Genomic DNA, 19,992 nt, shown 5'->3' with positions numbered 1-19,992 from the left:
GCCCTTGCGGCCGAAGACCGGGATGCCCGGATCGGTGCAGACGACGGCGATGCGCATCAGCCGGCCACCACGACATGCCGGCGGCCTCCCGGCGCGTCGACCGGAGGAGCGTCCGCGGGCGTCGGGAAGCCCGCCGCCACACCGGCTGCCTGCCGGCGAGCGTCGAAGTCGGCCTCGACGCGGGATCGCGCGGCCGTCGCCAGACGGGTGCGCAGGCCGGCATCGCCCAGCAGCCGGTCCAGAGCGACCGCGAGGGCGACCGGGTCGCGCTCGGGCACCAGGAGGCCGGTCTCCCCGTCCCTCAGGACCTCCGGGATGCCGGTCACCGGCGTCGCGACGCACGGCGTCCCGAGCGCCATGGCCTCCAGCAGCACGGTGGGCAGCCCGTCCCGGTTCCCGTCGGCGCCGACGACGCAGGGCGCGGCGAACACGGCGGCCGAGGCGACCACCGTCCGCACCTCGTCTTGGGTCAGCGCCCCGGTCATCGTGACGGCGTCCTGCAACCCCAACCGGACCACCTGCGCGGCCAGCGCGGAGGCCAGCGGTCCGGTGCCGACCAGCTGCATGGAGACCTCCCGCCCACGGGCACGCAGCAGGGCGACGGCGTCGAAAAGGTCCTCGAAACCTTCTTCTCCACCAGCCGGCCCACCGCGGCCACCACCGGCGGGCGGTCCGCCGGCGCGGTGTGCGGGAACGCCGCCAGTTCCAGGCCGTTGTAGACCCGCCGGACCCGATCGGCAGCGGGCCCGAAGCGGTCGCGCAGGTGGCCGAGGTTGAAGTCGCTGATCGTGACGACGTCGGCGGCGTCGACGAGCTTGGCGCGCAGGTCCTCGTCGCGGACCTCGCTGTGGAAGATGTCCTTGGCGTGGGCGGTGAACGAGTACGTGATCCCGGCCAGCCGCGCGGCGAGCCGGGCGACCGTGGTGGCGGCCGACGCGAAGTGGGCGTGCAGGTGCGCGACTCCCCGGCGCGGACGGCGAGGGCCAGCTCCACCGCCTGCACGGCGTCGCGCGCGTCGGCGTCCCACAGCTCGTCGGCGTGCCGGGCCAGGTCGGGCAGCTCGGCACGGGCGTCGCGGAACGCCGTCCAGACGTCGTCGACGCGGATGCTCGAGGAACGCAGGTAGGTGACCGGCGTCCGCAGGCGGGCCAGCGACTCGTGGAAGCGGCCGTCGGCCGGTGGCCGCAGGGAGAACACCGCCAGATCGAGGCCGCGCTCCTGATGGGCGAGCAGCTCGGTGACCACGAAGGTTTCGGAGAACCGGGGATACATCTTCAGCACGTAGCCGATCCGGGGCCCATGGCCGATCGGCTCAGGCGGCGGCACGGGAGACCCCTCCAGCTCGGTGCGGGCTCCACCGCCGGTGACGGGAGCAGTGCGCCCGTGGACCGGAGAGGGCTGCGCGCCCAGCAGGCGGCCGGCCAGGTGCGGCACCCGGCGCAGCCCGTCGAGGTCGACCGGGATGCCGGCGGGCGCGGGGGTGCTGACCGCGGCCGCCAGCCAGTCGCCGAGCACGGCGCTGGTGAGCTCGGCCGGGTGGCAGTAGTCGAGCAGCCCCCGCCCGGCGAGCCGTCCGGCCCGCAGCAGCTGCTCCTCCCGTGGGCTCACCCGCGGGACGACGAGCGCCCGACTGCCGGCGGCCAGCAGTTCGCAGACGCTGTTGTAGCCGCCCATCGACACCACGGCGGCCGCGCCGGCGACGAACTCCTCGCAGTCGGGCACGAACTCGAGGACAGTCATGCGGTCGTCGGCCGCCGCGGCCGCCGTGACGGCGTCGCGCACGGAGCTCTTCATGAACGGGCCGGTCAGCAGCACGCCCCGGTGGCCGTCGGGCAGCGGTGCCGACGCGAAGGCCCAGGCGAGCTCCTGCCCGTCCTGCCCCCGCCCACCGTGCACAGGACGTAGGGCTCGGCGGGCGGGGCGACGCGGGCGGTGAGGCGGGTGCGCGGGCGGACGGTCTCGCTTCGGCCGTGACCGAGATATCCGGTGTACTCGACCATGGCGGCGACCTCGGGCGGCAGGCGGTACTCCACGACCGGGTCGTAGACGCTGGGGTCGCCGTAGACCCACACCGCGTCGTAGTAGTCGGTGAGGACCTCGGTGGTGGCCGAGCGCTCCCACTCGTCGATCGCCACCTCCGGGCGGTCCAGCACCTCTCGCAGGCCGAGGACGACGCGGGTGCCGCCCTGCTCGCGCAGCGTGTTCAGCGCCGGCAGCAGCTCGCCGCGGATCCCGGCCGGGACCTTGTCCACCACCAGCAGGTCGGGGGCGAAGGAACCGAGCGCGGCATCCAGGATGCGCGCCCGCACGTCGAGCACCACCTCGAGCGGACTGGCCAGCGCCCGAGCGGCATAGTCCCCGTCCTCGGTCTTCCGGATCGTCGGCAGGGTCAGGACGTCGGTGCGCGGCGGCAGCGGCAGCATCGCCGCCTCCGGGTTGCCGGTCAGCAGCAGCACGTCCGTGCCGGGCTGGGCCTCCACCAGCGCGGCGGCCAGCGCGATGTTGCGGCGGGTGTGCCCCAGACCCTGAGTGTCGTGCGAGTAGAAGGCGACCCTCCGCAGCCGCGGTGAGACCTCGGTGGGACGGGAAGAGGGTGCGGCAGCGACATGAGGTCCTCCGGCGACGAGGACGTGGACGTCCGGTGTCGAATGGGTGACCTCACGGTGCCCATCTCACGTGGGCTACCGGTGAGGAACGGATGAGAAGCCCCTAATGCGGCGAGTGGTTTGAGCGGCGCGCGGCCCGCGGGCTCCGGCGAGCCCGGGCGTGGTGGGCGGCGTTCGCAGCCAGGGTGTCTAGCCTGCCGCTGTGGCTCCCCGACTGGCTGGCAGCCGCGCTGGCTCGGTGCCATGCGCGTACGCATCCTCGCCGTGGTGGTCCTCCTGCTCCTCGCGGCCTCGGCCGGATCGGTGATCCTCCTCAGATCGGCTCTGCTCGACCGGCTGGACGAAGAGGTGGCCGAGCGGCTCGAGCGGGAGGCCGAGGAGTTCCGCCTGCTCAGGACGGGCAACGACCCGAGCACCGGCCGGCCGTTCGGCGACGACGTCCGCGCGGTGTTCGACACCTACTTCGCCCGCGAGATCCCCGACGAGGGCGAGTCCCTGCTGGCCTTCGTCGATGGTCGGATCTACGAGTCCCGCCGGGCGCAGGACGCGTTCGACCCGGACGACATCGCCGCCGCGACGCGGTTCTGGCTCGCCCTCGACCAGCCCAGCCGCGGCGTCATCGAGACCGACGTCGGCGAGGCGTACTACGTGGCGCTCCCGCTGCCCAGCCCGGAGGGCGACGGATTGTTCGTCGTGGCCAACTTCCCGGAGTTCGAGCGCAACGAGATCGACGAGGCGGTGCAGGTCCACATCGGGATCCAGCTCCTCACCCTGGCGGTCGCCAGTGCTCTGGGCGCCGTCCTCGCGGGTCGGGTCCTGCGCCCCTGGCCCGATTGGCGACCACCGCGCGCACGATCTCGGAGACCGACCTGTCCCGGCGAATCCCGTTCTCGGGCCGCGACGAGGCGTCGATGATCGCCCAGGCGTTCAACGACATGCTCGGCCGCCTCGAACAGGCGATCACCACCCAGCGCCAGTTCCTGGACGACACCAGCCACGAACTGCGCACACCCCTGACCATCATCCGCGGCCAGGTGGAGCTCCTGGAGTTCGACCCTTCTCCTGCCGAGCGGCAGGAGACCGTGGCGCTGGTCCTGGACGAGGTCGACCGCCTCTCGCGGATGGTCGACGACCTCTTCCTGCTCGCGCACGCGCAGCGACCCGACTTCCTCCGGAGACGGCGCCTGGACCTCGGCGAACTGCTGCAGGACGTGCACCGCAAGGTGACCGCACTGGGAGATCGCAGGTGGCACATCGACCCGCAGGGCGAGGTGTGGGTGGACGGCGATCCTCAGCGCCTCACACAGGCGATCATGCAGCTGGTCGCCAACGCCGTCCGCCACACACAGGACGGGAACGACGTGTGGCTCGCCACCTCGTCACGCGACGGCTGCGCCGTCGTGACCGTCGCCGACAGCGGGCCCGGCGTCGACCCCGAGGACGCCACGCGCATCTTCACGCGGTTCAGCCGGGGCCGGGCAGCCGAACCGGCGAGCGGCGCCGGCATGGGCCTGGCGATCGTCCTGGCCATCGCCGAGGCCCACGGGGGTACAGCGCGGCTCACGGCCCCGGGCAGCGGGGTGCCCGTTTCGAGATCCTCGTGCCTCTCGCCGACGCCCGCTCACCCACCGACGCCCGCCTCGGGCGCTGACGCCACACCGGGGATACTGCCGCCGGGCCGATCGTCGGGCTGACCGGCCGGTAACCCGGCGGTTGAGCCGGCGCGTATCCGCCAGGTGACGTCGCCGGCAGGGATCAGGAACGACCACCGGATCACGTCGCAGCGGTCAGGGGTGCGCTCGGCGTCGAGCAACTCTGTGTCTCGGCCAGGGCGCAGTCGATCACGTGCTGCGCGGGCGGCTCGAACGGCCGCAGCGACCGTCCGTCCTCCACCCGCAGCCTCTCCATCGCACGGACCAGCGAAATCACGGCCGGGACCGCACAGCCGAATCCGGGACGGCGCAGGCATGGGTCTGTCCATCGTCCTGGCCATCGCCAGGCTCACCGAAGAACGGGCACGACTGGCCCCAGGAGGGAGCGGTCGCCCGCTTCATGATGCTCCTGCCTCGGTCAGACACCTCCGCATCCGCCGACCACCGCCGCTCATACCACCCCATTCCCCACGAGCAAGATCGTCCCCTCGTCGTGCGTGGCGCCGCGACCCGACCTTCGTTGGACCAGGGTGATGCCCTGCCGCGCAGCCGGCTCCAGGAAGTTCCAACGGCCACCCGGAAAATCACGCTGGGCGGTGCGCTACTGCCTGGCCTGGGACGATTGGGGCTGGCCCGGTTCACCCGCCGCTAGGTACCGGGCGGCTCAGAAGTCCTGCAGATCACCTTTGGGTGTGACGGCTGTGGCTTGCTCGTCGGCAGCGAGGGATCGCGAAATTCAGGCTCGTCGGCGCCGGCGTTCGCCTGATCGACAAGATGTCATGTCTTGCGAGGAAGGCCCGGCGGCTGGTGCCCGTCCAGCCAGACGATGGGAGGGGTGACAGTCACAGCCAGTCAGCGGCTGTTACTAACCGCACGGGCGGGGACGCTCCGCTCGCCGCCGACGAAACCGCTCATTGATCAACATGAGCGTGGGTGCGGGATCCCGGAGGTTCCACACGCTCGTGACAGCACCCGGGAACCAGCGCAGCGTGGAGCTGATGTCTTCGAGTACTCCCCCGGCGTTCGACACAAGCGCGGCGCAGGTCCCCCGCTGTCCACAGAAAGCGCACGCTGGGTCGGGCGTCACCCAATGCGGGCATGGGTTCGCCGAGCACTTGACGCCCCCAGGCGTCGGCGAGGTTGGGTCCGGCAGCGTTCGCGAGTGCCATGGAACCGAAGAACCGACCGTTGAGGTCGATCAAGTACGGCACATCGTCGCTGTTTCGCAGGAACTGGAGCTGCACGAGCCCCGACCAGCCGAGGTCCGCGAGCAGGCGTGTGGCACGGGCAGCGAGGTTGTCGTCCACGGGAATCGTCCGGGCACGGCAGGTGACACCGCTCGGTGTGGGCCACAGCGCCAAGGCCTGCTGGTGAACGCGACCGAGCAGGCGACCGTCGTGAACGATTCCGATGAGCGCCTCGAGCGTGCCGTCGATGGGTTCCTGGAGCACCGGCTCGAAGCCGGCGTCGGTAAGCAACCGGACGCGATCCACAGAATTAGAGACGTCTGGGTATCGGCGGGCCTCGATGCGCAGCTCGTGCCCCTGGTTGGGACGCCAGTGGGCCCGACACTTGACCACGACCGGACCCCGCCAGGCGGTCAACGCGGCCGGCGTTGCCAGCTGCGTCCGCGGGGCACGGATACCCGCCGCAGTGGCTCGGTGGGCCAGACCCACCTTGTCGAGAGCCGCGTGGACCACGTCGGCGGGCGGGTGCGCGACGGCAACCGGAATGCCGTCGCGGTAGGTGGCCAGTGCGGCCATCCAGTCGTCACCGCCGCCGAAGACGATATCGTAGCCGCCTTCGGCGACGGCGCGCCGGACGGCGTCGACGAAGCAGGCGGCGTCACCGCGTGGTCGAGGCACGGCGTGGCGACGACTACAGCCGCGTGAGGCGCTGACCATTCCCGTGCCGTCGGGTGTACCGACCCCGACGAACCAGCCGGCGCGGTCGAGCGCCCGGACGGCGGCCAGCGAACCCCGGTCCCGACCCGAGGTCACGACGAGCGCGCGCTTGATCACCGGCACACCGGCAAGCTAGCCGCCCGATCATCCGTCTCATGCCGACGTGAGAAGGATCTAATGGACATCCCATGTGCGGATCCAGGGCTTCGTCAGATCGTCGGATGCCCCTGCATCCGCCGTCAATCGCCGGCGTCGGCGCAGCAATCCGCTGCTCGCCACCGCCCGTACGTCACCGATCTCGGGACCGCGCAAGGCCCAGAGAACGAGGGTGTAGACCGCTGTAGTTCGCTAATCTCTCCGGCTCCCTGAGGACGACCCGAAGTAGGCGCACCCTGAAGCTCATTGGTGTGAGCGTGCCTCACTCTTCGTAGTGGGACCTACGCCGGCTCGCCACAGTCGCCATACGCTCACAGCGTCCGCAGACTCTGTGAGCGCCGCAGGGCCCGCAGTCCGGCCTGCGGACAGACAGCGATGGAGGGCGACACCGATGGAACGTGGTACGCGGTGACTGATCCCTTGGAGAGCCTTCCCGCGGCCGACGAGGGAAGCGCGTTCCGCAATGCGCCGACAGGCATGGCCTTCACCACCACCGCGGGTGTACTCGCCGGCATCAACGCAACCTTGAGCTGCCTGTTGGGACGAACACCGGAGGATCTCCGTGGCACATCACTGTTCGACCTGATACATCCCGACGACGTGACCGCAGCCCAACTGTCGCGCCGCAGCCTGCAGGCTGACCACAGCCGACCGACGCGATACGAATGCCGGCTACTACGGCCCGACGGCAGCTCCGTGCTCGTGCAGGTCATCACGTCCTGGGTGGAAGCCACACCGAGCGGCGATCCGGCCCACCTGGTCAAGGTGATCGAGGACATCACCGAACGGAAGGCACTCGAGGCAACCCTCCTCCACCAAGCCCTGCATGACCCGTTGACCGGCCTTCCCAACCGCGTCCTTTTCGGTGACCGGCTTCGCCATGCCCTCGACCGTGGGCACCGCGAAAACACCCCAACCTGTGTGCTCGTCATCGACCTGGACAATTTCAAGGCCGTCAACGACGCCCACGGCCACGCGGTCGGCGACCAGCTCCTCGCCACCTTCGCCGAGCGGCTTCGCTCAGTCATGCGGGCCAGCGACACCGCCGCGCGCCTCGGAGGCGACGAATTCATGGTCGCCTGCGAGAGCACCGAACTCGCCGATGCCGAGCTGCTAGCCCAGCGGCTTCGGACGAAGGTCGCCCAACCGCTGAAACTCGACAAGATTGTCATCTCCGTCGGGCTGAGCATCGGGATCGGCTTCGCCGCCGGCGGGATCGACCCCCAGCTCGCCTACGAGCGCATCATCCGAGACGCCGACCAAGCCATGTACGCAGAAAAGGCGAGGCGCCACCAGTAAACCGAGGGAAGCGCTGGACTCAACGCCGGTGCATCCCAGGGGCTTCCAGCAGCTCGATGTCGGTCTTGACCCGCCGAACGTCCAGGCCGAGCCGGGACCGGGGGCCTAGCAGAAGCTGTTCGGGGTCAAGGCCGGCGAACAGAGCCACCGCGGCCGACAGCAGGAACGACGCGTGATCCCGCGAGGTGCGGGCGCCCGGCCGCTGGTGTCAGGCGTAGAGTCGATTTCGCAGTGTGCGGGAGCTTGGACACGCCGGGCTGAGAGGGTGGCTGCACGTGCCACCGACCGCTGGAACCTGACCGGGTAATGCCGGCGTAGGGAGCACGAGCCATGCACACGTCTGGTACCGCTCATCCGCCGGCCGTCCCTTCGCCGCTGCCGGCGGGACGGCGGGACGCCCCGATCACGCTGGCCGAGGCGGCGGTGAAGACGCTGGGCCTGGTGGACGCTCTGGGCCTGTGGGGCAGGTCGGGCGTCCGGTCGGAGGCCGTTCGGTGACGGGCCGCCGGATGCGCGCCGCGGTGCGGACCGACTCGCCGTTTCCCACCGGCCCGGAACGGGCGGCCGAGATTCGCCGGCGGATCGGCGGGTTGCACGTCCTCACCGACGCGCGTGAGGGCAGGGATGCCCTCGGTGTCGTCTCTGCGGCTGTACCGGACAGCGCTGCTGCCGCGCGCGGCCGTGCTCACCCCGACCTGCGCGAGGCCGAGGTGCTGCTCGATGGCCCGATCCACACCCTCGCCGACCAGCGGGAGGCAGCCCGTGCCCTCGGCGCCCTCGGCCCCGCCACCGTCGTGGTCAAGGGTGGCCACCCGGTCAGCGACGCCGCCGGCGAGGCGATCAACGTCGTGTGGGACGGCAGCTCGGTGCACGAGCTCCGCAGCCCGAGAATCGACACCCGCAACAATCACGGCACCGGCTGCACCTTCGCCGCGGCAACCGCCGCCTGGCTGGCCCGCGGGCTGGACGCGGCCGCGGCACTGCGCGCGGCCAAGGCCTATGTGCTCGATGCCGTGGCCGGCGCGGCCGTCTGGCGCCTCGGCGGCGGGCATGGCCCGCTCGACCACTTCGGCTGGATCGCCACGCAAGCAGAGCCCTAGGTCCGCGACCGTGCCGAGTAGCCGCAGGAAGGGTCGCGTCACACTGCACGCCGCAGCACCTACGACGACAGGAGACCGCCGACCATGAGGATCACCGTGGTCGACGTCCCCAACCTCGCCCGATTCGAACTGCGCATCGAGGACGAGGTGGTCGGGCGGGCCAGCTACCACGTCACCGACGACGCCATGACCCTGCCGTACACCGAGGTCGATCCGCAGCTGCACGGCCGGGGCCTGGGCACCATCCTGGTCCGCGGAGTACTGGCCACGGCTCGCCAGCGCCACCTGCGGGTGCTGCCCTACTGCCCCTTCGTCCGCCGGCATCTGCGCACCCATCCAGAAGAGCTCGACCTCGTCACCGAAGCCGACCGGGCGCTCTTCGGGCTACCGACCGCCCAACCGAACCAAGCCTGACCACATACCCGGAGCCGACGACCGGGAAGACCGAGGGCAAGCAGCCGCCCATCGTTATCCGACCCGGGAAACAGGACCTGGAAGATTCCGATCGACGTCCGCGCCACCGCCGGCGTCGCCTCCGCCTCCGCCAAACCATGCGCCTGCACGGATCCGACCTGTAGACAGCGGCTGGCAAGCACAGCCGCCGTCAGCCAGGCGGACTCAGCTCATCGCCGAAATGGCCTGTCTCCCCGTCCCGGGAACTTCCCGCTTCGTCGAACCTTGGGGCCTGGCCGTGGCCAGACCCCAAGGTTCGACGAACCGCGCTGCTCCTGGCGTGGGGCGCCCACGCCGGTACGGCAGAACGGGAGCGCGGCGCGTGGGAACCGTGGAGGCGATGCCACTCCCGGGGATCACGCCGGCCACGTCGATCGCGACGATCAGCTCGCCAGCCGGCTGGCGAGCATCTGCTTGCCCTGCTCGGCGCCCTTGCGACTCTCGCCCTGGGCGCGGCGGAAGAAGTCGGCGAGCTCGTTGTCCCCGTCCCGCTCAGCGTCTTGGATGTAGGTCTCCAGGCGCAGCGCGTTGCTCAGGCACACCTCGGTGAACCAGATGATGTTGTAGTCCTTGTCCTTGGTACCGGTGACGTCACCGGCTTCGCCGCCGCTGGTCATGGCGCTCCTCCTGTTCGACGGACGATCGCTGCTACTGAGTCAGTGCCCCCGCCGTTCGGCTCCTGCGGCACCTACAGTTGTCAGTCCAGAGCATCAACCGCGCCTTCGCCACACGGCCCATCCGGATTCGTGCTATCCGCCAGCGGCCTCCGGTGCCGCGTGATGGAAGGCCGTGGATCTGCCTGGACTCTGGCCGCGGAAGGCGCCGCCCGGATGTCCGACGCCCTCGCCGACACTGTCTGGGCGCACCGGGCTGGGCGCTGACGTCGCACGCCGCCGTCCTCGCCCGGCACGTGCGGGGCCGATCGGACAACGCCCGGCCGTCGCCTTCGGCGTCCTGGCGCTGAGTCCGGCTGTGTCACACTGCCGGCCGACAGTCCACGGTCACCGTCCACTCGAGCGTCACATGTCCGTGGGTGTCGCTTCGCTTCATCGGACCGACGACGATCAGCGTCGCCCAGTCGGGCATCCCGTCCTCGGCGCAGCTCTGAGCGTCGAGGTCATCCCATGGCAAGAGGAGCGTCGGCCGAAACTGCATGGACAAGGGTGGCGCCGATTCCGGTGGCGCCGGAACGGCGGCGGAGAACAGCTCATCCTGGCGAGTGAGGAGCGATCGGTCCCCAGGGCTGGCTTCCCCAGCCCGGAGGCTGCCTGGCGCGAGCTACTACCCCGTCATCTCGATCCCGCACTTCGGCCGCGCAACACAGCTGCCGTCGTGGTGCGCCGCTGGGCGCGGTGGGCCCGTGCACCTACGGTGTCGGCCCCCAGGTGGATGACTGCCCGCTTCTGCAGTGGGGGTCAGGCAGGGAAACCGCGCAGGGGCTTGGCTCGCGATCGGAGCGATGTGCAGATCACGGAAATATAACGGGAAAGTCTCGACAGCCCACGGCGGTCAGGCGAACATGTGCGGGCACCTCTTCTGGCTTCCCTCAAGGAGAACTGCGTGTCCGACTGGACCGATGCCGAGGAACTCTCCGGCCGCAAGGCGTTCGACATGTGGCGCTTCACGACAGCGGAGACGGCGATCTCCTGGGACTGGGCGGACATGGCAAGACGCGAGAAGCGCCAGTGGATCGACCGCGCCAGGAAGTCGGAACGAGCCGCATGAACTCCACCCGTCGCTGCGTGGGCCATCCGCGAGTCGCAGTGCGCCTACATGCGCACGGTCGGCGGCTCCCGATAGCTGCGCACCGCTGGCCCGCCCGGATCGACCCACCGGAACCCGGAACAGGGGCAGGTAAGCGCGACCGCAGGTGAGGAAGAACCTCCGATCCGGACGCCACAGTGGCCGCCGGTGTTGTCGTGCTCCACGTATCCGTGAGAGCACCCCCGGCAGGGGATCGCCGCCGTGGGTGCGTCGGAGGTCACATCGATAAGGATATGCGGGTTGAAGCGCTCTCCCACATCGAGAACGGGGATATACCGCCCGTGAGCAGCGCAAGGCCCCGGCAAGATCATGCGATGGACGGTGTTCACAACTTCGGGGACGGCCGTGACCGGCCGGCCGTCACCGCCTGGTCCGTCCTCTGTCACCCAATCATCCGGACTGCCACGTGCGCTTCACCGACGGCTGGTGCTACGTCGAAGTGAAGGAAGACCGCGAGACCTTCGTGACCATCCTCCCGGCGGATCAAGTCTCCACCTGAGGTACTTCCACCACGACTTCCCGCCGCTGACAACGAGCGTCTCCGGACAGCAACCCCTGCCATGCCCAGCGGCGAGGCGACTGGCACGGTCAGGGACCGGCCACAGACTGCCGATAAAGCACGCGTGAAGTGGAACCACGCGCAGCCGGACTCGACGGCCGTCTCGCGGGCTCGACACCGTGCCCCTGAACCAGAGCCAGCGCGTGATGACGTCGATGAACTGACCGACACCGTAGCGATCTCACCGCTCTGCCTGTCGTACGGCCAGCACGCCGCCAGCGCGCCGGGCCTGCCGGAGTTGCGCCCACGGACCGGCCTCCGTGCGGTACCCCTCCTGGACGACACGGCCGCAGCCGAGTCCGGCGCCGATACCACAGCTACCGGCCCGCGGACAGCCACCGGTGGCATTGCACGTGTACTCGCCAGTCGCCTGCGCCCCTGGCAGCGATCGGCCTGACTACCGATCGCACCGGCGCATCGGTCACGAGTGCTCGGGCCGCCAGACGATCGTCACCCGAGCCGCGCCCCCGAATCCGGCGGCGATCGTGATGGCCACAGCTCCCCGGCGCACCGCGTCGCAGGCGACCTCCGAAGCATCGCGCGCGTCATCCACGTGACGGTGCTCAATGCGGGCGGCTCGCTCGGACGGGCACGTCCTCACCACCTCACAGATGTTCACGCGGCAGCCGTTGCGACAGTCGAACTCGACGGGGCCCACGAACCGACCGACCTCGCGCCAACCGACCGCCGCTCGGTCCCCACAGCGCGGACACAGCTCCCACGTGATCCACTGACTGTCGATCATCGCCACCCCCGTGGCCACCTCGTCGGGTCTCGCCCTACCCGTCAGACCAAGCCGGACACCTCCTGGTCACTCTTGGCGGCCCATCCAGCACCGCGTAGCCGTGGGCCCGGGCCCAGGCCCAGGCCGGACCGGGCCCCCGGCGCCATGTCGCTGGATGACCGTCCGCCCGCCAAACCTCCGGAACGGTCAACGACCTAGCCCGAGGGGTCAACCTTTGGTCCGCACGGAGTCCGCAGATAGTCCGCAGGACGTCCACAACTGGCCGTCGTCCGCCAACGGCTTCCCATGCCTATAAGCGCAGCTCAGAGGGCACGCTATGAGAGTTTCAGCAGTGAAAGGTTCACCCGGAAGTTTTGTCGGGAATGACTCACAAGAGCCCCTGCAGATGCAGTAAGTGTGCGCTTCTCGATGTTGATGCATCTCCAATGGGTGTGGGACTCGCAAGTCACCGCATCCGTCAGCCCGGCGACGCTGCCAGAGTCGGTGATCCACAGGGGCTGCCCATGCTCGGGAGGCGGGGGCTGCCCCGCGTTCGACGCAGGCAATGAATTTTGTGTCGAACGTCACGGTATGGATACGTACTGGCGCGGCGCGCCGTGTTACAGGAGGGGCTGATGGGATTTTGGTGCCACGGCCCAGCACGGACGGCGTAGGGGCCCGACTCAGTGAGGAGTTGAGTTCGACGATGTTCGAATCTGGATGGTGCTCCGGCGGCAAGCACTTGGCGCCGAAGACCGGGGGTCCTGCCCGTGCGGGATGGTCACTCGCATCCCCGCCCCAAAGCGGCCCGCTGCCGTTCCCCCACCCGAGGTCCTGGCGCTGCTCGCGCGATGCCTGGACGACGGGTCCGAGGGCCTCGATGCGGCGGCCTCCGGGCTGCTCCGCGAGCGGGCCGACCGGCTGCTGGCCGCGCTCACCACAGCCGGACTGCTCAGCGCCGGGGCGGTGGACCGGCTGGCGGCCTGAGCCCTCAGCACTCGTTGAACGTTCGGGCGGGCGCGACGGCCTACGGCCGCTCGCCCGCCCAAATCGAGCAGTGCAAGGCACAGCTGGGCCAGCTGCCCGCCGCGCTCGCATCGCGCGAGCGGAGCCTCCATGGTGAGCCCTCGGCCTCCGAGCCATCCGACGACTTCGGCAGCTCACCTCGCGGGCCTACTAGTAGGCCTAGATTCCGATTGCCACCGGGCCAGCTCAGCGTGATGGTGCGCCATGGAGATCCCCGCGACGAAGACGGTCGAGCACCGCCCGCGTAGCTCGGCGAGAGCCTGCTCGGCCGCGGCGTCGCCGGGTGCCCGGTGTCGATGGGCTACCCGCTGCAGCGCGTCGGCCCTGCGAGGTGAGGACGGATGAGCGCTCCGGAGAGGACCCCCAGGTCCCCGATGCAGTCCGCACTCAGTCCGCACGATGTCCAATCGCACCCCACGTCGGCAAACCCCACCAAACCCCAAACCCGCAGGTCCGCGGCCTAATTGAGCGACAACCAACAATAGCCAAACACGCAGGCAAAGTTCGCGATGTACTACGACATCTGATCTTCACCCGCTGACACCGTGGCCCCCGACCTCCCCGCGAGGTCGGGGCCGCGGCGCGTTCGCCTCACTCCCGGTCGAAGAGGACCTGCCATTCCACGCCTGTGGCGCCGCAGTCGAACCCCTGGACCGTGGACTCCTGGTAGCTGCCGCCCAGCCGTCCGTCCCGGACGACGAGTTCCAGTCGCCACAGGGCACTGCTGGTGGGTGCGCCGCCGCAGGTGGGTGCGGCGTCCGCCGGTACGGGCCCCGAGGCCCGGTGCACCCCGTCCACGAACTGCAGCGGCGGGCTGCCGTAGCGGGGCGCGAACGGCGTGACGGCGCAGCGGTTCCCGGAGCACTCGACGGTCAGGGTGATCGACCGCGTCCCGGAGCAGGCCTCGTCGTCGAAGCCGGCACAGCGGGTCGGCGTCGCCTTCCCGACCCATTCCCCTTCCAGCTCGGACGGCGGTGCCGGAGCACTCATCGACGGCACGCCGCCCGTCGGGACCCCGGGCACCGGGCTGCCGTCGGCCAGGACGACGCCCGCGACGCCGAAGGCGACGACCAGGGCGAGCGCGGGCAGCCCCACGGTGACCCAGCGCGGCGTCGACCCGGCCGGGGCCGATGCACCCGTGCCCTCGCGCGGAGCACGTGGACGTCCAGCTTCTCGATCGGTCACCGACCCACCTCCCGGTGCGGGGCGCGCCCCCTCGGTCGGGAACGTACCCACGCGAGGAGGCGAGGAATGTCACCGCGGCTCCCCGGCCAGGACCCCGACCCGCCACCGGCCCGCTCCTAGACTGGGCACGTGCCCCAGCGGGCACCGACCGGCCACCACGACCGCGTACCGCCGACGGCGGCAGCGCGCGAGGCCCGGCCCCGGCACCGACGCCGATGTCGCAGTGCTGCGATCCCCACGAACTCCCGCCGTACAGCTGTGCGGCGCCACCTCCGGCGACCTCGTCGCCCGACACCACGAGACGGATGGACCACGCATGACCACCACTCGACCGACACCCGTCAACGACGACCACGGCGACCAGTTCCCCGGGGCCCTTCCCGTCCCCGCCGTCGCGCCGGCCAAGGATCGGGTACTCGTCCGCATGCACGCTGCCTACGTGCACAAGGTCAACGCCGTCGTGGCGTCCGGCAACGACGAGCTGGCCCACGAGCTGGCCGACGGCTTCGACGAGGAGTCCGGGGAGGGGCTGGCCGCCGGGGCGCTCCCCGACCGCCGCTCCGCCGGGCGCCACACCCCCGGCAGGGAACCGGGCGGCCGGCCGCCGGGCCGCATGGGCCGGTTCACCCGGCGGTCGCTCGAGCAGTTCGACCGCTACACCCTCGACGTCTTCAACGCCGGTGTCCCCTCCGGCCGCGGGACGACCGTTCGGCCTGACCCGGTTCGAGCGAGGTCCGCGGCCGCTCACCTCGGCGAGGTGAGCGGCCGCTCGCATACCGGCGATCCGACTGGCGCCGGTGACCGGTCGGTCCTCGGCAGCCACCCGTCGACCAGCAGGTCGATCAGCAGGAGCCCCAGCGCGAGCACGACGACGACGGCGAGGTTGCGCAGCGCGACCTTGTAGCCCTGGACGGCCACCGACATGACGTCGTAGGGGTACCAGCCGGTGACCGCGCCCTGGGCGAGGATCCACGCGATCCAGAGCACCGGCCAGACCAGGGCGCGCGCGACCACCGCGCCGGTGATCCGTGGCCGGGGACCGAACAGCAGCCAGCCCAGCACCGTCATCACCGGCGAGACGTAGTGCTCCCCGCGTTCGTCCAGGAGTCGATGCCGCGCGGGTCGTACAAGGGCGCGAGGACGGCGACGTAGACCAGTCCGGTGATCGTGATGCCCAGCAGCGACGCGAGCCGCACCACGCGCCAGACCGGGCCGTCGTGGTCGGGGCCGCGGACCAGTGGCAGGACGGCGGCGAGGACCAGCAGGTTGCTCCGCATCGTGAAGGAGCTGACGAAGCGGACGATCCGCGCACCGATACCCAGGAAGTCGTCCGCGGGATCGACCAGGTGCAGGACGAACCCGACCGACACTGAGACCGCGACCACGGCGAACAGCACGGTCCCACCAGGTTCGGGCGAGGGCGACGCGGTCCGGACGCGGTGGGGTCACGCCGGGCATCACGCCCGGGGGCCCGCACCTCAGCCGTAGCGCGCCACGAAGTTGGCCAGGATCCGGCCCGGCTCGGTGACCGATGACGGCCGCAGGCGGGCGATCAGCTCGTCGCGCTCCTCTGGCGGGAAGTAGCCGGCGTGCTGGTAGACGTGCACCCGCGTGACGATGCCGTCGACGTCCAGCTCCGGGTGGAACTGCGTCGCGTACAGGTTCTGCTTGATCCGGAACATCTGCACCGGGCAGTCGGCCGAGCTCGCCAGCAGCACGGCGTGGGGCGGCAGGACGCTGCAGGCCTCCTTGTGCCCGACGAAGGCGTCGAACTCCGGCGCCATCCCGTCCAGCAGCGGATCGACCAGCCCCGCGTCGGTGAGCCGGATGCGCACCGCGGACACCGGTTCGGCGTACGTCCGGTCGATGAGGCCGCCCTGGTGCACCCCGAGGGTGCCCACGCCGTAGCAGGCGCCCAGGAACGGGAAGTCGCGCGCCACGATCTCGTCGAGCAGCGCCGACAGCTCCCGCTCCACCCGGTGCTGGACGGCGGACTTGGCGTCCTCGGGGTCGCTGGAGTTGAACGGCCCGCCCCCGACGACGATCCCGGCGTAGTCGTCGAGATCGATCCGCGGCAGCGGCCCGGCTTCCATGCGGACGCGCCGCAGCCGCTCGGGCGCCAGTCCGGTGAACCGCAGGATGGCGCCGTACTCGCCGTCGGCAGCCAGGTCCTCGGCGCGCGAGGAGAGCAGGAGGAAGGGCCGCACGGGCGGAAGCCTAGGTCGGCATCAGCCCCAGACCTCCCCGGCGGTCTCCACGATCAACGCGAGCTTGGCCCTCTGCTCGTCGCGGGTGAGGGTGTTGCCCTCGACGGTCGAGGAGAATCCACACTGCCCCGAGAGGGCCAACTGCTCCAACGGCACGTACCTCGCGGCCTCGTCGATCCGCCGCTTGAGGTCGTCCTTGCTCTCCAGCTCCGGCCGCTTCGTCGTCACCAGGCCGAGGACGACACGCTTGCCCGGCGGCACGAATCGCAACGGCTCGAAGCCGCCGGACCGTTCGTCGTCGTACTCGAGGAAGAAGCCGTCGACGTCCAGCCCGCCGAACAGCGCCTCGGCCACGAAGTCGTAGCCGCCCTCGGCCACCCACGAGGAACGGAAGTTGCCACGGCACAAGTGGGTGGTCACGGACAGCGACTCGGGGCGGCCGGCGAGGGCGGCGTTGATCTGCCGGATGTAGCGCTCGTGCAGGTGCTCGGCGTCGCGGCCCTGCGCGGCCAGCTCGGCGCGCTGCTGGGGGTCGTTGAGGTAGGCGAGGCTGGTGTCGTCGAACTGCAGGTAGGTGCAGCCCTGGGCGGCGATCCCCGGACCTGCTGGGCGTAGGCCGCCGACAGGGCGTCCCAGAAGGAGTCCTCGTCGGGGTAGACCGCCGGATCGATGGCCGCCGCTCCCCGCGGTAGTGGACCATCGAGGGCGACGGGATCGTCAGCTTCGCGGTCTGCCCCTCCGCCACCACCGACTGCAGGTAGCCGAAGTCCTCGCCGAAGATGGGCTGCTCGATGCGCAGCGGGCCGTCGACGTGCAGCCCCGCCGGGGTGTAGTCGAGACTCCCGTCGGAGTTCTTGAAGTGGACGACGATGTTCTGGTCGGTGACCTTGGTGATGCCGTCGATCGCGTAGATGAAGTCCATGTGCCAGGAGGCGCGGCGGAACTCCCCGTCGGTGGCCGTCCGCAGGCCGACGTCAGCCTGCATGCCGACGGCGTCGGCGATCGCCTCGTCCTCGAGGCCGCGCAGCTCCGCGGCGTCGATCTCGCCCGCGGCGTACCGGCCTCGGGCGGCGAGCAGGTTCTCCGGGCGGAGCAGGCTGCCGACGTGGTCGGCGCGGAACGGCGGGCCAGAGGTGTCGGTCATGCCTGGCAGCTTGGTCCACGGCGCTCCGGTGCGCAGCCCCTACCCCGGACGTCACGGAGGCTCACGGGACGCGCACCGTCTCGCGCCCGCGCAAACACCGTGTCGTCGCTGAGCACGGGCAGTCACACCACCGGCACTGCCCCGTACCGGACCAGCCACCCGCCGTCGGGGGTGGTGCGGATGGCCAGCGCCGTGAGGGCCGAGCCCAGCAGCAGGACCGCACCGACCATCTCGGTCAATTCCTCCAGGTGCGTCATTACGACGTACCAACGGCTGGGGCCCTGCGCCGCGAGGATCGCGCCGTTCAGTGCCTCGATCCCCAGCGCGGCACCCAGGAAGAGGGCGAGGCCGACCGTCAGATACCGGCGGCTGGTGCCGCGGAGGCGCAGGGCCAGCCGACCGAGGGCCAGCACCACGACCAGACCGAGCACGGCTCCCGGGACCACCCAGGCGAACGGGAAGCTCCCGGCGCCGGCCGCCCGGCCGATGCCCTCGAGCTGCTCGTGCAGCGACGCGGCGTCGTCCAGGGACAGGCCGGCGATGACGAGCGCGCTGACCACCCACAGCCGCCAGTCGGCGAGCTTCTCGCGCCGGGCGGCGAAGGCGGTGAAGAGGTGGGCGCTCGCCGCGAGGGCGAGCACGACGACGCAGAACCAGGTGGGCAGGTTCTGCTCGCCCGCGACCTCGACCAGGCGACGACCCGGTGAGCCGGGATCGGCCAGCACGGGCCAGTCGGTGATGTTCGGGAGCGCCAGGCTCAGCAGGGTTAGCCCGACCGAGGCGATCAGGAGGGCGCCGAGGAGACGGCGGATCCCGCGCGGTGTCCCCTGGCCGGGGCCGTCGAGGGTCCCGGGCCCTCGCTCCCTCTGCATCCGCGCAGGCTAGAGCCCCGAAAGCGCCGCGACCCGCCGACCCGCCGGTGGTGGGACGGCCCGGACCTGCACGTCACCGCCCCGGGCCGCGCGCCTCAGACGCGGCCGGCACCGTCCAGGGCGAGCGAGGCCATCATCGCGTCGAGCACCTCGACGTTGCGCTCGTGGTCGACACCGGGCAGTCCGACGGCGTCGGCCACGAGGACCTCCTCGCCCTTTCGCGCCGGACCGAGGTCGACGACATAGGTGGTGATCGGCGTGCCCTCCGGGTAGAAGCCCGGGCCGGTCACGAGCTCCAGGCGGAGCGCCGGCCGGCCGCCCACCTCGACCGTGCTGCGTGCCGTCTCGTCGGGCAGGCGCGCGGAGAGATCGGAGACGGGCTGCACGGACAGGGCGATGTCGGCGACGCGGACGTCCGACGCCTCCGGCACCGCGAAGGGTTCAGCGGCGAACCAGCTGCACCCCGGCAGGACGTCGCCAGGGTTGACGTGCCAGTCGACGGGGTGCTCGACCCGGTAGCCCTCCGGGCTGGCACAGTGCGCCGTCTCGACGCCGGCCGGAACGTCCGTCCGTGCCGGCGCGGGGTCGGGACCGCTCGACGTGGGCGTTCCCGTGCCCCCGCAGGCGGTCAGGAAGAGCAGCGAGCACGCTCCGGCGAGAAGGTGTCGCATGCAGCGGTCCCTGCTTCCGGCTCGGGGGCGGTCGGTCCCAGCCTCCGTAACCCGATCATCTGGATCCGGAACCCGACCATCCGGAAGACAACGCGATCGTCACATTCGGATGACCAGTTGCTGCGCCGGCGTGGGAGCCACCAGCGCGACCAGCCATTCGGCTGTCCCGTAGATCACCAGCGCCGGCACGATGACCAGCGCCGGCGGCGCACGAGCGGGGCCGCCAGCAGGGTGATCGCGAGGACGCCGGGGGCACTCATCAGCCAGCCGGACCGCCGTCGCTCACTGGTCAGCGCTCCCCACCGCACCCCCGCCCACATGAGCCAGCGTCGCAGCACCGGCACGCCCGCCTCGCGCATCACCCGCCGGAAGATGCCGTCGGCCTCGCGGGAGGTGACCACCCCGAGCCCTCGGTGATCAGCCAGTCGTGCAGGATCGCCGCGAGCGTGAAGGCGCCGAACCGCGGGACGAACCAGCGGACCAGGCCGGGCACGGTCGCGAAGTCGGTGACGAAGCCGGCGGGGACGACGAACCGGTCACGGCGCCCCTGGTAGACGAGCGGGTCCACCAGCTCCCACCGGTCGGCGTCGACGCGGCTGACGGTCAGCGATCCGGGCAGGAAGGGCACGCCGGACCCGGTGCCCGCGCCGGGCGACGGCGAACCACCGAC

At 70.9% G+C, this 19,992-nt stretch carries 24 protein-coding genes, 1 pseudogene and 1 riboswitch; of the genes and pseudogenes, 8 read left to right on the top strand and 17 right to left on the bottom strand.

What is annotated here, in order from left to right; translation table 11 throughout:
- Window positions 1-56 precede the first annotated feature (56 nt).
- From U6N30_RS10265 to U6N30_RS10255, 4 genes and pseudogenes are all read right to left on the bottom strand, one after another.
- Entirely contained in the window at window positions 57-593 is a 537-nt protein-coding gene (locus tag U6N30_RS10265; RefSeq protein ID WP_324278234.1) for a glycosyltransferase, read from the bottom strand.
- Window positions 482-1,027 (bottom strand): glycosyltransferase family protein, encoded by a 546-nt coding sequence (locus U6N30_RS10260; RefSeq protein WP_324278671.1) that lies wholly within the window; start codon window positions 1,025-1,027, stop codon window positions 482-484. The genes U6N30_RS10265 and U6N30_RS10260 overlap by 112 nt, the downstream gene beginning before the upstream one ends.
- 548 nt (window positions 1,028-1,575) lie before the next feature.
- Window positions 1,576-1,740, bottom strand: a pseudogene (locus U6N30_RS33680) (glycosyltransferase); the annotation flags it as partial.
- Window positions 1,741-1,805: 65 nt separating this feature from the next.
- Window positions 1,806-2,480, bottom strand: coding sequence for a glycosyltransferase family protein (locus U6N30_RS10255; protein ID WP_324277213.1), 675 nt, complete (start codon window positions 2,478-2,480; stop codon window positions 1,806-1,808).
- A gap of 369 nt (window positions 2,481-2,849) precedes the next feature.
- Between U6N30_RS10255 and U6N30_RS10250 the strand changes: the two genes are divergently transcribed.
- Both U6N30_RS10250 and U6N30_RS10245 read left to right on the top strand, forming a co-directional pair.
- The gene (locus U6N30_RS10250) at window positions 2,850-3,521 is read left to right on the top strand and encodes a hypothetical protein (protein ID WP_324277212.1); all 672 of its coding nucleotides are present in this window, start codon (window positions 2,850-2,852) and stop codon (window positions 3,519-3,521) included.
- Window positions 3,440-4,300 (top strand): sensor histidine kinase, encoded by an 861-nt coding sequence (locus U6N30_RS10245; protein ID WP_422678059.1) that lies wholly within the window; start codon window positions 3,440-3,442, stop codon window positions 4,298-4,300. Before U6N30_RS10250 ends, U6N30_RS10245 begins: the two co-directional genes overlap by 82 nt.
- Window positions 4,301-4,379: 79 nt before the next feature.
- On the opposite strand, the gene U6N30_RS10240 is transcribed toward U6N30_RS10245, so the two are convergent.
- Together U6N30_RS10240 and U6N30_RS10235 are read right to left on the bottom strand one after the other, a co-directional pair.
- Window positions 4,380-4,514, bottom strand: coding sequence for a hypothetical protein (locus U6N30_RS10240; protein ID WP_324277210.1), 135 nt, complete (start codon window positions 4,512-4,514; stop codon window positions 4,380-4,382).
- A gap of 655 nt (window positions 4,515-5,169) precedes the next feature.
- A complete protein-coding gene (locus U6N30_RS10235) occupies window positions 5,170-6,285 on the bottom strand; it encodes an ATP-grasp domain-containing protein (protein ID WP_324277209.1) in 1,116 nt (371 codons plus the stop codon).
- A 408-nt stretch (window positions 6,286-6,693) separates the two neighbouring features.
- On the opposite strand from U6N30_RS10235, the gene U6N30_RS10230 reads away from it, so the two are divergent.
- The 4 genes from U6N30_RS10230 (at window position 6,694) to U6N30_RS10215 (ending at window position 9,131) form a co-directional block, all read left to right on the top strand.
- Window positions 6,694-7,617: a diguanylate cyclase domain-containing protein gene (locus U6N30_RS10230; RefSeq protein ID WP_324277208.1), complete on the top strand. Its 924-nt coding sequence runs from the start codon at window positions 6,694-6,696 to the stop codon at window positions 7,615-7,617.
- 225 nt (window positions 7,618-7,842) lie between these two features.
- A riboswitch (TPP riboswitch) is annotated at window positions 7,843-7,955 on the top strand.
- Complete coding sequence (locus tag U6N30_RS10225) at window positions 7,948-8,115, top strand: hypothetical protein (protein WP_324277207.1); 168 nt, start codon at window positions 7,948-7,950, stop codon at window positions 8,113-8,115. Its footprint overlaps the riboswitch before it by 8 nt.
- A complete protein-coding gene (locus tag U6N30_RS10220; RefSeq protein ID WP_324277206.1) occupies window positions 8,112-8,717 on the top strand; it encodes a bifunctional hydroxymethylpyrimidine kinase/phosphomethylpyrimidine kinase in 606 nt (201 codons plus the stop codon). Before U6N30_RS10225 ends, U6N30_RS10220 begins: the two co-directional genes overlap by 4 nt.
- A gap of 84 nt (window positions 8,718-8,801) precedes the next feature.
- Complete coding sequence (locus tag U6N30_RS10215; protein ID WP_324277205.1) at window positions 8,802-9,131, top strand: GNAT family N-acetyltransferase; 330 nt, start codon at window positions 8,802-8,804, stop codon at window positions 9,129-9,131.
- A gap of 422 nt (window positions 9,132-9,553) precedes the next feature.
- Here the strand turns inward: U6N30_RS10215 and U6N30_RS10210 are convergent, their stop codons facing one another.
- A complete protein-coding gene (locus U6N30_RS10210; RefSeq protein ID WP_324277204.1) occupies window positions 9,554-9,787 on the bottom strand; it encodes a hypothetical protein in 234 nt (77 codons plus the stop codon).
- Between the two features lie 943 nt (window positions 9,788-10,730).
- On the opposite strand from U6N30_RS10210, the gene U6N30_RS10205 reads away from it, so the two are divergent.
- Window positions 10,731-10,895 carry a hypothetical protein gene (locus tag U6N30_RS10205; RefSeq protein ID WP_324277203.1) on the top strand — a complete coding sequence of 55 codons (165 nt, stop codon included), beginning with the start codon at window positions 10,731-10,733 and terminating at the stop codon, window positions 10,893-10,895.
- Window positions 10,896-11,914: 1,019 nt separating this feature from the next.
- On the opposite strand, the gene U6N30_RS10200 is transcribed toward U6N30_RS10205, so the two are convergent.
- On the bottom strand, window positions 11,915-12,244 hold the full coding sequence (locus U6N30_RS10200) for a hypothetical protein (RefSeq protein WP_324277202.1): 330 nt from the start codon (window positions 12,242-12,244) through the stop codon (window positions 11,915-11,917).
- Between the two features lie 750 nt (window positions 12,245-12,994).
- On the opposite strand from U6N30_RS10200, the gene U6N30_RS10195 reads away from it, so the two are divergent.
- The gene (locus U6N30_RS10195; protein WP_324277201.1) at window positions 12,995-13,204 is read left to right on the top strand and encodes a hypothetical protein; all 210 of its coding nucleotides are present in this window, start codon (window positions 12,995-12,997) and stop codon (window positions 13,202-13,204) included.
- 630 nt (window positions 13,205-13,834) lie between these two features.
- On the opposite strand, the gene U6N30_RS10190 is transcribed toward U6N30_RS10195, so the two are convergent.
- From U6N30_RS10190 to U6N30_RS10150, 9 genes are all read right to left on the bottom strand, one after another.
- A complete protein-coding gene (locus U6N30_RS10190; RefSeq protein WP_324277200.1) occupies window positions 13,835-14,428 on the bottom strand; it encodes a hypothetical protein in 594 nt (197 codons plus the stop codon).
- A 744-nt stretch (window positions 14,429-15,172) separates the two neighbouring features.
- The gene (locus U6N30_RS10185) at window positions 15,173-15,496 is read right to left on the bottom strand and encodes a Pr6Pr family membrane protein (RefSeq protein ID WP_324278233.1); all 324 of its coding nucleotides are present in this window, start codon (window positions 15,494-15,496) and stop codon (window positions 15,173-15,175) included.
- Window positions 15,496-15,825, bottom strand: a complete 330-nt coding sequence (locus U6N30_RS10180; RefSeq protein ID WP_324277199.1) for a hypothetical protein — start codon at window positions 15,823-15,825, stop codon at window positions 15,496-15,498. The genes U6N30_RS10185 and U6N30_RS10180 overlap by 1 nt, the downstream gene beginning before the upstream one ends.
- 81 nt (window positions 15,826-15,906) lie before the next feature.
- Window positions 15,907-16,635, bottom strand: coding sequence for a glutamine amidotransferase (locus U6N30_RS10175; protein WP_324277198.1), 729 nt, complete (start codon window positions 16,633-16,635; stop codon window positions 15,907-15,909).
- Window positions 16,636-16,656: 21 nt separating this feature from the next.
- Entirely contained in the window at window positions 16,657-17,205 is a 549-nt protein-coding gene (locus U6N30_RS10170; RefSeq protein WP_324278232.1) for a uroporphyrinogen decarboxylase/cobalamine-independent methonine synthase family protein, read from the bottom strand.
- A 696-nt stretch (window positions 17,206-17,901) separates the two neighbouring features.
- Window positions 17,902-18,651 (bottom strand): hypothetical protein, encoded by a 750-nt coding sequence (locus U6N30_RS10165; protein ID WP_324277197.1) that lies wholly within the window; start codon window positions 18,649-18,651, stop codon window positions 17,902-17,904.
- Window positions 18,652-18,746: 95 nt separating this feature from the next.
- Entirely contained in the window at window positions 18,747-19,322 is a 576-nt protein-coding gene (locus U6N30_RS10160; RefSeq protein WP_324277196.1) for a hypothetical protein, read from the bottom strand.
- Window positions 19,323-19,495: 173 nt separating this feature from the next.
- Window positions 19,496-19,681, bottom strand: coding sequence for a hypothetical protein (locus tag U6N30_RS10155; protein ID WP_324278231.1), 186 nt, complete (start codon window positions 19,679-19,681; stop codon window positions 19,496-19,498).
- Window positions 19,681-19,950 carry a DUF1353 domain-containing protein gene (locus U6N30_RS10150; protein WP_324277195.1) on the bottom strand — a complete coding sequence of 90 codons (270 nt, stop codon included), beginning with the start codon at window positions 19,948-19,950 and terminating at the stop codon, window positions 19,681-19,683. The genes U6N30_RS10155 and U6N30_RS10150 overlap by 1 nt, the downstream gene beginning before the upstream one ends.
- Between the last annotated feature and the right edge of the window lie 42 nt (window positions 19,951-19,992).

Origin of the sequence: Blastococcus brunescens (assembly GCF_035320885.1) — a bacterium.
In the GTDB taxonomy this organism is placed as follows: Bacteria; Actinomycetota; Actinomycetes; order Mycobacteriales; family Geodermatophilaceae; genus Blastococcus_B; species Blastococcus_B brunescens.
This window is presented reverse-complemented; position numbering and strand designations above follow the sequence as displayed.

Coding starts and splice junctions, on each gene's coding strand:
- U6N30_RS10225 (WP_324277207.1), top strand. CDS start 7,948: ATGCACACGTCTGGTACCGCTCATCCGCCGGCCGTCCCTTCGCCGCTG.
- U6N30_RS10165 (WP_324277197.1), bottom strand. CDS start 18,651: ATGCAGAGGGAGCGAGGGCCCGGGACCCTCGACGGCCCCGGCCAGGGG.
- U6N30_RS10210 (WP_324277204.1), bottom strand. CDS start 9,787: ATGACCAGCGGCGGCGAAGCCGGTGACGTCACCGGTACCAAGGACAAG.
- U6N30_RS10240 (WP_324277210.1), bottom strand. CDS start 4,514: ATGGAGAGGCTGCGGGTGGAGGACGGACGGTCGCTGCGGCCGTTCGAG.
- U6N30_RS10215 (WP_324277205.1), top strand. CDS start 8,802: ATGAGGATCACCGTGGTCGACGTCCCCAACCTCGCCCGATTCGAACTG.
- U6N30_RS10195 (WP_324277201.1), top strand. CDS start 12,995: ATGGTCACTCGCATCCCCGCCCCAAAGCGGCCCGCTGCCGTTCCCCCA.
- U6N30_RS10185 (WP_324278233.1), bottom strand. CDS start 15,496: ATGACGGTGCTGGGCTGGCTGCTGTTCGGTCCCCGGCCACGGATCACC.
- U6N30_RS10155 (WP_324278231.1), bottom strand. CDS start 19,681: ATGCGCGAGGCGGGCGTGCCGGTGCTGCGACGCTGGCTCATGTGGGCG.
- U6N30_RS10250 (WP_324277212.1), top strand. CDS start 2,850: ATGCGCGTACGCATCCTCGCCGTGGTGGTCCTCCTGCTCCTCGCGGCC.
- U6N30_RS10160 (WP_324277196.1), bottom strand. CDS start 19,322: ATGCGACACCTTCTCGCCGGAGCGTGCTCGCTGCTCTTCCTGACCGCC.
- U6N30_RS10230 (WP_324277208.1), top strand. CDS start 6,694: ATGGAGGGCGACACCGATGGAACGTGGTACGCGGTGACTGATCCCTTG.